This is a genomic window from Dietzia massiliensis, from assembly GCF_018390595.1.
GTDB classification, from domain to species: Bacteria; Actinomycetota; Actinomycetes; order Mycobacteriales; family Mycobacteriaceae; genus Dietzia; species Dietzia massiliensis.
The window spans coordinates 1-862 of sequence record NZ_JAHBAV010000132.1 but is presented as its reverse complement, the minus strand read 5'-3'; the positions used below and the strand labels follow the sequence as shown (position 1 = coordinate 862).

The 862-nt window shown below is 67.5% G+C and carries 1 protein-coding gene; it reads left to right on the top strand.

Going from position 1 to position 862, the window contains the following annotated elements:
- Positions 1-290 precede the first annotated feature (290 nt).
- Positions 291-862: MFS transporter (locus tag KHA85_RS16465; RefSeq protein WP_213186628.1), on the top strand; the 572-nt coding region annotated here is incomplete at its 3' end.

Sequence of the window (862 nt, the reverse complement as noted above, 5' to 3'; positions counted from 1 at the left end):
CCCACCTCGTGCTCCACCAGCGCAGAGCGTGCCCCTTCATGGGTGCCGAGCACGCCAAGCACCTGATTCGGTTCGAGTCCGGCGTCTTCGGCGATTCCGCGGAAGGCTGAACCCAGCGGGACCGTGAGCACTCCCCCGTAGTCGATCAGAAGTGCCCGCACACGGCGCTCGTCGGACGGGGCCGTCACCGGAGACATAGACGTCAAAGCGGGACTCCTTCACGGTTCATCTGACTACAGGTATACTTGAACCCTGATTCGCCTTCAAGTCCTTGCCGCCTCGCCTGAGGAGTGACCATCTCCAGCGCCAGCCCGCCACCGGCACCGCACCGCGGGACGCTCGCCTGGGCCATCGCCGTGCTCTTCGGCGTGACCGGCCTCGGAAGTGCCGCGGTCGCTGTCGCCCTGCCGGCGATCGCGAACGATCTCAACCTCACAGCTGGCCGTGCCGCTCTCGTCGTCAGCTGCTACTCGCTGGCCCTTGCGGTGGGCAGCGCGATCTTCGGACGCCTGGGCGACTTTTTCGGCATCCGGCTGCCCCTTCTAGTGGGAATGTCGATCATGGTCACCGCGGCCTGTGCGGGGGCGCTCGTCGATTCCCTCCCGGCCCTCATCGCTACACGCACTCTGCAGGGACTGGGAGCTGCAGCCGTCCCGGCGCTGACCATCGCCGCAGTCCAAGCGCTGTTCTCGGGCGACTCGAGAGCGCGTGCCATGGCGACGTACTCAGGCATCGGAGCGACCATCAACGCACTCGGTCCGGTGGCCGGGGCCCTGCTCGTCGACCCCTTCGGCTGGCGGCCGGTCGTCGCCATCCCGGCGCTCACCCTTCTCATCGTTCCTCTCGTGAGGCGCGACCTGCC